Annotated in this window: 8 protein-coding genes and 2 pseudogenes; 2 read left to right on the top strand and 8 right to left on the bottom strand. The window is 63.1% G+C overall.

Translation table 11 applies throughout. From position 1 onward, the window contains the following. Positions 1-591 (top strand): annotated as a pseudogene (locus G6N73_RS32825) (hypothetical protein); the annotation flags it as partial. A gap of 245 nt (positions 592-836) precedes the next feature. Here G6N73_RS32825 and G6N73_RS32820 read toward each other — a convergent pair. The 7 genes from G6N73_RS32820 to nirD all read right to left on the bottom strand — a co-directional run bounded on the left by G6N73_RS32820 (position 837) and on the right by nirD (position 7,761). Then, entirely contained in the window at positions 837-1,817 is a 981-nt protein-coding gene (locus tag G6N73_RS32820) for an MBL fold metallo-hydrolase (protein WP_165034094.1), read from the bottom strand. Positions 1,818-2,027: 210 nt separating this feature from the next. Continuing rightward, on the bottom strand, positions 2,028-2,339 hold the full coding sequence (locus G6N73_RS38450) for a hypothetical protein (RefSeq protein WP_165034093.1): 312 nt from the start codon (positions 2,337-2,339) through the stop codon (positions 2,028-2,030). Positions 2,340-2,754: 415 nt separating this feature from the next. Further along, the gene (cysG, locus tag G6N73_RS32810; protein WP_165034092.1) at positions 2,755-4,218 is read right to left on the bottom strand and encodes a siroheme synthase CysG; all 1,464 of its coding nucleotides are present in this window, start codon (positions 4,216-4,218) and stop codon (positions 2,755-2,757) included. Between the two features lie 52 nt (positions 4,219-4,270). Beyond that, positions 4,271-4,720 carry a cyanase gene (cynS, locus tag G6N73_RS32805; protein WP_165034091.1) on the bottom strand — a complete coding sequence of 150 codons (450 nt, stop codon included), beginning with the start codon at positions 4,718-4,720 and terminating at the stop codon, positions 4,271-4,273. Positions 4,721-4,736: 16 nt separating this feature from the next. After that, a complete protein-coding gene (locus G6N73_RS32800) occupies positions 4,737-6,476 on the bottom strand; it encodes a bifunctional protein-serine/threonine kinase/phosphatase (RefSeq protein ID WP_165034090.1) in 1,740 nt (579 codons plus the stop codon). A 55-nt stretch (positions 6,477-6,531) separates the two neighbouring features. Then, positions 6,532-7,392: a formate/nitrite transporter family protein gene (locus G6N73_RS32795; protein ID WP_165034089.1), complete on the bottom strand. Its 861-nt coding sequence runs from the start codon at positions 7,390-7,392 to the stop codon at positions 6,532-6,534. Between the two features lie 27 nt (positions 7,393-7,419). Continuing rightward, positions 7,420-7,761 (bottom strand): nitrite reductase small subunit NirD, encoded by a 342-nt coding sequence (gene nirD / locus G6N73_RS32790; protein ID WP_165034088.1) that lies wholly within the window; start codon positions 7,759-7,761, stop codon positions 7,420-7,422. A gap of 760 nt (positions 7,762-8,521) precedes the next feature. On the opposite strand from nirD, the pseudogene G6N73_RS32785 reads away from it, so the two are divergent. Continuing rightward, positions 8,522-8,976: pseudogene (locus G6N73_RS32785) on the top strand (DDE-type integrase/transposase/recombinase); the annotation flags it as partial. Positions 8,977-9,067: 91 nt separating this feature from the next. Here G6N73_RS32785 and G6N73_RS32780 read toward each other — a convergent pair. Continuing rightward, positions 9,068-9,822 (bottom strand): MFS transporter (locus tag G6N73_RS32780; protein ID WP_165034087.1); only part of this gene is annotated, 755 nt, incomplete at its 5' end.

Below are 9,822 nucleotides of genomic sequence, written 5' to 3'. Positions count from 1 at the left end.
CAGGTCAAGAACATCAGCCGCCCGATGCGGATGTATCGCCTGAGGCTCGACGGCAGGCGAGCGCGCCGGCCACTCCTCGGATCGATGCCGCGCTGGGCGATGCCGGCGGTGGCCGCGCTCGCCGCGCTCGCGATCGTCCTCGGTGCTTGGCAATTCTGGCCGACCGACATGGCGAGCGCCAAGCCTTCGATCGCGGTGTTGCCCTTCAACAATTACGGGGTCGACGCGGCCACCGGACGGCTAGCCGACGGCCTGACCGAAGACATTATCACCGACCTGTCCAGTTGGAGCGAGATCGACGTGATCGCCCGCAATTCGACGGAAGCCTACAAGGGCAAGCCGGCGGACGTGCACCAGATCGGACGCGATCTGAATGTCCGATATGTGCTGGAAGGCTCGATCCAGCGCCAGGGCGAGCGCATTCGCGCCACCGCGCAGCTCATCGCCGCCGAGCATCAGCGGCATATCCAGACGATGCGGCTCGCCGGCTTCCCGGCTTGCGCCAAGCCTGGGGCGCTGGCGAAACTTGCCAAGCCGCTGCGGCTGCCGGAATGCGAGGCAGGGCAGATGCAGCCGGCCGAACAGCCATAGAATGGCTTGGTCAAGGCCTTTGCTGGACCGATTTGGCGGCTCATAAGCGGACCTGCACCGAAACCAGCGACTTTGACCCTAGTCGGACATTCCAGACTCAAATTTTCTCCCGGATAGCGGACCTTGAGCGGAACTCACCGCTTTGACACCCAACGGACGTACGCTTCCGGCTAGATGTGGTGTCGCAGAGCCACCTACCGAGACTGCCCGATTTGCCGTTTACGGAAGACTGAGGCGAGGGCGCGCTACAAATCCCACATCCAATCGGCTTGGATCCAGCGGTAGGCCGTCCCGTCTCGGGCGACGTGGCCCAAGCCCGGGAACGGGAGATGATAGCTTGCGACAAGAACCTTTTTCGAAGCGGCACTATCGAGGAACGACCGGCGAGTCTTAACGCCCTGATCGAGGTCGAGATCGAAGCCACCACGCCAGTCAGGATGCTGAAATCCGACAGCGCGATTTCCGACCACGTCGCCGGTGCAGACGAGCTCTTCCCCTTCCGACGCTATGTGAACCGAAACGTGGCCTGGAGTATGGCCCGGCGTGCTCATTGTCACGATACCAGGGGTGACCTCGCCGCCGGCCTTTATAGTGCGGATGCGATCATCGATTGCTTCAAAGTTGTACGTGTTGCGCCGCCAAATGAAGCTCCGGTTGGCGTCCGTTTCGAATGGATGGTTTGGCATGCGCCAGAAATTCAGTTCGTCCTCGCAAAACACGTATTCGGCGTTCACGAACGTCCGCTCTTTATCCATGGCATCGGTGACACCCCACAGGTGGTCCGGGTGAGCATGCGTGACGAGGACAATATCGACCTGCTCCGGCTTAACTCCCGCGATTGCAAGATTTGAAAGGAATTTGCCCGCCGTAGGCATGAACTTCCCGCGCGACCCTGCATCTATGAGAACGAGATGATCCCCCGTGTTGACGACAAGCACGTTGGTTTGAAGGACAACCGTCTCGGTTGAGGTGAAATCACCGCCCAACACAGCATCCCGCTCGTCCTTACTCACCTCTGGCCAAAGCACTTCGGGCGGAAAGCTGATGGTGCCGTCGCTAATGACAGTGATCTCAAATGAACCAATTTTGAAGCGGTATACTCCAGGAACCTGAACGCCGCTGAGGGGTGCTTCTGCTATAGCCTCGCGTGCAGTCGGCAAAGCTAGCAACATGCCGACCGCTCCCACGGAAGAATAGGTCAGCAAATCACGTCGGGAAATGGTCATAGCATCCTCCCTTCTGCCTTGGAGGCCGCTAGACAAGCCAATCCTGCCAAATTACAACCGGAAGGGCCGCACTCGGACACAGCGCCTCTCGACAGCATGATAGCACAGCTGCCTCGGTTGGCCTCTCGAAATCCTGTCGGGGCTTTCGGCGCGGCTTTGCCGCCTTGCGAGCGACCCAGGGCAGCCCTCTAAAACGAGCGCCCAACAAAATCACTGTTTGTTCGCCCTTACCGTTGTTTGGCGTACTTTCAACGCGATGCCCTCAAGAACGGAGCCTACATGGTGCAGGAGATCGCCGATCTCGGGGACGCGATCGATTTTCTGGAGGATGGCCGGAGGATCGCCGCAACCTGATCCATGAAACAGCCCTTCGCGCATGGTGGGCTTAAGCCAATGAGCATGGCGCGCGATGCCTTTGTCGGCTTTGCGAAGAGGGCTGGAATCCTGGAAGATCCGGAGGCGGTCATGCTGTGGATCGCTGCTTCCAATTCGGGCGGTGGACAGGTGCAGGTGTAGGCTCATTCGGCTGTCTCGCCTCTTTTGCCGCCAAGAGATCCGCGTATCGGCGGATGCGCGTTGCTCTTTGTGTGAATCAGCAGCACAGCGTCATCCCACCCACGACTGAGATTTCAATGACTTATCGTGCCGATCGGCGCGGAGGCCCCACGCCGATTGACAGTCATAGAACAGGCGGCCCAGAACGGCGCTCGCTGAAACGGGAATGAGCTGTCGCCGGCGGGCGGGCCAATTATGACCCGCCCGTGTCCCCAACACGAAATCGATGGGGAAACCAGAATGAACATGATCACAACGAGAGATCGGCGGGGGGAGGCAGCTATGCGCCTCATATCGTCCGTTCAAGTCAACGTGGCAACGGCTTGGAAGCAGACATTGCGTGCGGCCAGAAGGTAGCACCGTGCGTCGGCCAACCATCGAGCTATGCGGCCGAGCGGCTTGTGCCTTGATGGGCCACGACGCATTTTTTGGCGTGAGGGCCAAACACATTGCCGATCCCAATCAGGACCGGTTTCGAGCCGGCTGGCTCTGAAGGAACATCCATGAGGACCGAAAGGCAGCCGGTGCGTATTTGTTGACCGGCGCGGCCGATATCCGCTGCGACCACGACCGGCGTGCTTCCCGGCATGCCGTGCGCGATGAGGCGAGACGCGATCTCGCCGGCGGTACGCCCGCCCATGTAGAAGATCGTCGTCGCGCTCGGGTCGGCAATCGCCCGCCAGTCCATGTCCTCCGGCAGGCCGCCGCGCCTGGAGTGGCCGGTGACAAAACGGACTGACTTGGCGCTGTCGCGGTGGGTCAGCGAAACCCCGAGTGCCGAAGCCATGGCGAGGCCGGCCGTGATGCCCGGAACGACGTCGTAGCCGATTTCCTCGCGCACCAACGCCTCGATCTCCTCGCCTGCGCGGCCAAATATCATCGGGTCGCCGGACTTGAGCCGCACGACCCGGCGTCCGGCTTTTGCCAGACTCACCATCATCTCGTTGATCTCGTCCTGCTTGCAGCTCGGCCGCCCGGCGCGCTTGCCGACCAGAATGCGTTGGGCCTCGCGTCGCGCCAGTTCGAGCACTTCGTCGGACACCAGATCGTCGAACAGGATCACGTCGGCGGCCTGGAGGGCGCGCACTGCCTTCAGCGTCAGGAGTTCTCCATCTCCCGGGCCCGCTCCGACGAAGGTGACATGTCCACGCGGCTCGCCGGCCGACCCGAGCATCACCGCCTCGCGCAGCTCAGCCTCCGAAACGACAGTCGGGGCCGGTCCAAAGGCACGGTCGACCAGCTTTTCCCAGAATGCGCGACGGCGCGCTCCGGGAGCGAGCGTTTCAGCGACGCGGTCCCGCAGGTCGCGCGCCAACGCGGCCCACTTCGCCAGTGCCGGCGGCAGCAAGGTTTCGATTCGGCGGCGTATTGCCTGACCGAGAATCGGCGCCGCGCCGGCCGTCGAGACGCCGACGACGACCGGCGAACGGTTGACGATAGAACCGAACTGGAAGTGGCAGAAGGCGCGCTTGTCGATGACGTTGCAGGCAGCACCGGCGGCGCGAGACGCGGCTTCGAAGGCTGCGGCTTCGCGGTCATCGCCGGCATCCGCGAGCGCTACTGCGGCGCCTGACAGGTCGGCCGGTCGCCACGTCCGTTCAAGCAGGATGATTGCACTTTCGCGACCGACGATACGCCGCATCTCTTCAGACAGGTCTGCCGTCAAGGCATAGACTTCGACGCGAGCCCCCGCCGCAGCAAGCAGTTCGGCCTTCCATGCCGCGCCATCCGAACCGCCGGCGACGACCGCGCGCTTGCCCGTCAGGTCGAGAAAGACGGGGAGTACGGCCAGCGGCTGAATGCGCGCCGGCGCAGCTTCATTCGGCTGCCTGGACACGACCTGCATCGATGATACTCCTGATCTGGGGGCGGCATGTGTGCATCGGGACTGTCCCCCCTCACCAGGCGTTGTAGGCGAGGTACTTGCCGGACATCTCGACCTTCACACGGTCGCCCTTCGGGTGCTCGACCCGCGTCACCGACATGTCGAAGTCGATGGCTGACATGATCCCATCACCGAATTTCTCATGGATCAGCGCCTTGATCGTCGGGCCATAGACGCCGACGATCTCGTAGAGGCGGTAGATGCAGGGATCGGTCGGAACGGCCTGCTGCCATGTCTTGGTGGGGCTTTCCTGAAGCACCAGCGCGGCTTCCTGAGGCAGGCCGAGGGCCGTTATCGTCGCCTGTGCCTTTTCCGCCGGCATGGCGTTCATGCCCATCGCGGCCGAATGCGTCCACACCGGCGACATCCCGATCGATGCGGCGATACCTTCCCAAGTCAGGCCCGCCTGGCGCTTGGCCGAGAGGATCATGGCGGTCACATCTTCGCGGGTCATCGTATCCATAGGTTTCTCCATCGGTTCAGCTTGGTTCAAGCAGCAGGAAGGCAAGGAACAGGACGACAAGCGCGAGCAGCACCGAGACCACTTTCCAGAAGGCGACGGGATCCCGCTCGACGAGAGGAATCGAACGGCCAGGGCCGAACGCCGGATTGGGCGTGCGCATGTCTGCCAGAAATTCGCTCAGGGCTTCCTGACGGCGCAGCGGCGAAGGATGCACCGCTTTTCGAAGTGCCCCGTCGACCCAAACCGGCACGCGCGGATCGAGCGAGGATACCGGGACGTATGAGACCTTCGCCTGTGCGCGAGGGGTGCGTGCACGCGCCATCCGGCCGCCATAGGGCAGTCGCCCCGTCAGCATTTCGTAGGCGATGACGCCGAGGGAGAACAGGTCGGAGCGTTCGCTGCCGCCCTTGCCGAGAATGTATTCCGGGCCCGAGTACTGGACGGTGCCGAGCATTTCTCCGGCGTCGAGGTCAGGGAGTGCCTCCAGGACGCCTGCGACGCGGACCGATCCGAGGTCGATGATCTTCACCGTGCCCTCGCGATCGATCATGACGTTCTCGGGGCGCAGGTCCTGATGCAGCATTTCCTTGCGGTGAAACGCGCGTAGCCCACGGGCGACCTGCTCGACAATGCCGCGCACCGTCTCGAGACTCGGCGCTGGATTGTCGGCCATCCACTGACGGAGGGTCTGTCCCTCGATATACTCGGTGACGATGTAGAGACTTTTCCGCTGGCGGGGCGCAGCTGCCGGACTGACCACATGCGGCGAGTAGATGCGGCGGGCGATCCATTCCTCCATCGCAAAGTGGCGCAGATGGTCGGCGTTGTCGCGCAGGCCGATCGAAGGAACCTTCAGGGCGACGCGATCTCCGCTTTCCAGATCGGTCGCGAGAAAGAGATGGCTGCGGCTGCTCGCATGGAGCGATCGAAGGATGCGATAGCCTTCGAAATCGCAAGGAGGCTGCGGCAGGGCGGCGGGCTGCAGCGTATCGGCTTCGCCGAGCGCCGTGTCGGCATCGGTCGGCGGCAGGGCATCGATGCGCACGATCTGGATGGTGAGATTGTCGGCACTGCCGTTGGACAGCGCCAGGGCGACGATGTCGCGTGCGGCCTTGTCAAGGTCGGCTGCTTCAGCGACACAGGCCGCGAGCGCGCGTGGCGGTACATGGTCGTGAACGCCGTCCGTCGTCAAGACGAAGACGTCGCCGGCCTCGATCTCGACCCGGCGGTAGTCGATCTCGACAGAGGCGGACAGGCCGAGCGCGCGGGCGAGATAGCTTTCCTCCGCTGAGAGCTCGACGCGGTGATCGTTCGTAAGCTGCTCGAGACTGCCGTCGACCAGCCGCCACACGCGGCTGTCGCCGACGTGAAACACGTGCGCCTGGCGGCCCTTCAGGACAAGCGCGCTGAAGGTCGTGAGATAGCCGCGGTTGCGATCGGATGTCCCGCTGTTCTGGGCGTTCAACCACGAATTCGCGGCGGCGATCACGCGGCTTGCCGCGATCTTCACCGTCCAGGTGTCGGACGTGCAATAGTAGTCGTCCAAGAAGCTCTTGACCGCCGTTTCGGCGGCCACGTGGGCGAAAGGGCTCGACGATATGCCGTCGGCCAGCGCGAACGCCGCGCCCTTCAGGGTGAGGACCCTGCCAACCGGAACCAGCGTGCCGTGGAAGTCCTGGTTCAGAGGCTTCCGTCCCGCCACGGAATGCTGGCCGATCGTTACTGCGAGTTTCTGTCGGCTAAGGTCCTGAAGCATCGATCTCTCCCGGAGGATTCGGTCCCGCGCGCCGTGGCGGGACCGTGCTCCCGGTCTACTCGGCCGCCACTGCGGCTGCGCGCCGGCCGTCGCCGCGCCGGTCGGAGGGGCGGGGCCGCTGGGGCGATGTCTTGTAATGCGTGGCATACATCATCGCGCCGACGAAGGTGACGCCGCCAACGAGGTTGCCGACGACGGTCGGGATCTCGTTCCACAGGAAGTAGTCGGTCCAGGTGAACTGGCCGCCCAGCATGATGCCCGAGGGGAAGAGGTACATGTTCACGATGGAATGCTCGAAGCCGAGGTAGAAGAAGACGAGGATCGGCATCCACATGGCGATGACCTTGCCCGACACGGTGTTCGACATCATCGCGGCGACCACGCCGGTCGAGACCATCCAGTTGCACATCACCGCCCGAACGAAGAGCGTGAGCATGCCTGAAAACCCGGCCGCGGCGTAGCCGAGCGTTCGTGCCTCGCCGATGTGGCCGATCTTCTGTCCGACCGCATCCGGCTCCTGGCTGAAACCCATCGTGAAAATGATCGCCATGAACACCGCGGTCGTCATGGCGCCCGCGAAGTTGCCGATGAACACCAGTCCCCAGTTGCGCAGCACCCCGGCGACGGTGACACCCGGCCGCTTGGCGATGAGTGCCAGCGGAACCAGTGTGAAAACGCCGGTCAGCAGGTCGAAGCCCATCAGGTAAAGCATGCAGAAGCCGACGGGGAAGAGCAGCGCGCCGACCAGCGGCTGTCCGGTGTTGACGGTGATCGTCACGGCGAAGGCCGCGGCAAGAGCGAGGATGGCGCCGGCCATGTAGGCCCGGATCAGCGTGTCCTTGGTGGACATGAACACCTTGGATTCCCCGGCATCGATCATTTTTGCCGTAAGTTCCTGGGGTACGACGTAAGACATGATTGGTTCCTTCTCGGTCGGAGCCGCTCAGGCGGCGGCGAAGTTGCAGGTCAGGTCGAGGTAAATCCGGCCGTCTTCGAGCCGGACGGGAAACGTGTTCGTGCTTCCCTCGTCGGCGCCCTGGGCGGTGCCGGTCTCCAGCGAGATCACCCAGTTGTGGAGCGGGCACGTGACGCAGCCGTCATGGACGATGCCCTGGCTGAGCGGCCCGTTGCGGTGGGGGCATTTGTCTTCCAGCGCGAAGATCCGGTCGTCCACGGTACGGAACACGGCGATCGTCATGTCGCCGTTTTTCATGCAGCGCGCGCCGCGCCGCGGGATGTCGTCGATCGTACCGATCGCTACCCTGTTCGCGGACATCGCGTTCATTCCGCTGCCTCCTTGAAGTCGATGCGCGCCATCGGCCTGAACTCGTGCTCGGCCGAGCGCACGGCTCTGGTGGGGTTGATCATCTTTTCCTCCGTTCGCGGCGCGATGACGGTGCCGTTTGGCTGAAACGAAAAAGCCGCCGGCCGGTCTGCCGCGCCCGTACATCCGGAGTCGCGAGAAGAACCTGATCGGCGGCTTTGCCTGATGCGCCCGACATTAGACGCGTATCTTATGGTCCTACAATGGGCCCGCAAGAGATCAAGCAGGAACCGTGCCAACTGCGTGCGGCTCGAATTTATAGAGAGAAATCAAGGAAGGGGGAGAAAAGCAGCCGGCGGACCGAACGACAGGGACGCTGCGGATTTGTGAGTGCATTGCACACTATTTGTGCAATGCACTCAAGTGCGAGATTTTTCACCACCTGCGCCGAGGCTTGCCAGATGGGGGTCAGGACAAGAACTGTTCCCTCGGACACGCTAAGATCGAACAGAAAGCGAACCCGGCGATCGGCATCGGCCTTCCCGAACGGACTGCATGGTAGCTGTGCTGCTCTGCGACCTCTGGAAGGTGAAAATATCGACACTTCTCGGACCTTCCACCGGAGCAGTTGAACGAGAAGCCCTGTGAAGGGTTACGGATGCCGGCCTTCCCTGGAGGCTTCCGGACGCCGGCCCCAGCGCACGGCACCTCTCACAGAAGGCCGGCATCCGTAACCCTTCACAAAAGCGGTCACTTACATTTGGGCGATGACCGCGACCGCGCCCTCAACAGGCCGGAGCTGTCGCCGCGCGAACTGGCGGTGACATTTACCGACGCCGAAAGCTACTTTGTCGGAGGCTTCGGTCTACCGCCTGCTCAAGGCCCACGATCTGATCACCAGCCCGGCCTTCATGCTCATCAAGGCTGCCGACGAGTTCCATGACAAGACGACCGCGCCGAACCAGCTGTGGCAGACCGGCTTCACTTATCTGAAGGTGATCGGCTGGGGCTGGTTCTCCCTGTCGACCATCCTCGACGACTTCCCTTGGCTCACATCAGCGCCTGGAAGCTGTGCACGACCATGAGGGCGCAAGACGTCACCGACACGCTGACGATGGCGCTCGAGGCTTCCGGCTGCGATAGCCGACGGTGTATCAGCGGCCGCGGCTGCTCTCCGACAACGGCCCGTGCTACGTGGCCGGCGGGCTGGCCGACTGGCTCTCGGATCAAAACATGGAGGCCGCTGAACATTAAAGGGGCACAGATATACGGTGAAAAGATCAAAAGGCGAACGTCGGTATTCCGGGAGCTCGATTGTGCCCCGTCCTTACGCCGGCTTTGCGGCCAGCCGCCTCAATGCAGCCAGCCCGAGCACCGGCCCGGGCACCAGCATCACGAAAACATACTGCGGTCCGGCGGTTTCGATCAGCCAGGCAAGCAGCGAGATCGAAACGATCGTGATCGAGAAGCCGATGCAATTGGCGATCGTCAGCGCCGAGCCAACGAGCCTCGGCGGGGCGAAACGGGCGTTGAGCGTGGAGAATTGCGGCGAGTCGCCGGCAATGACCACGCCCCAGAACAACAGGAAGGCAAGGAACACCGGCAAGGGCGCCAGGAACGCCAGCGGCGAGACGAGGCAGCACAGGCCGGACGCCGACAACTGCATATAGGCAACGCGCGCGCTGCCGAGCCCCCGCGACAGGTAGCCGCCAACCATGCAGCCGAGAAAGCCGCTGGCGATCGCCGCGAAGCTCCACACCGAAACCGTCGCGCCGTCGCTGCCGAGGCGCGCCGCCAGCAGCACCGGCAGGAACGCGTAGAACGCGTAGAACTCCCACATATGGCCGAAATAGCCGAAGGCCGACGCCCGGAATTCGGCCGAGCGGAAGATCGTCGCGAATGCGGCCGGGTCGAACTTCGCGCCCGCCCTGAGATGCGGCCCGTCCGGCACGAGAAAGAGCATCGCCAGACCGCCGGCGATCGATACTGCCGAGACCGACAGGATCACGCCCTGCCAGGGCAGATCGCCGCCCAGGCCGCGGATGAGATGGGAAGTGCCGTTCCGAGCACCAGCGCCCCGAT

Source organism: Allomesorhizobium camelthorni, assembly GCF_011045125.1.
Taxonomy (GTDB): domain Bacteria; phylum Pseudomonadota; class Alphaproteobacteria; order Rhizobiales; family Rhizobiaceae; genus Allomesorhizobium; species Allomesorhizobium camelthorni.
Note: the sequence above shows the minus strand (reverse complement) of the source record. Positions and strands in the feature narration are given on the sequence as shown.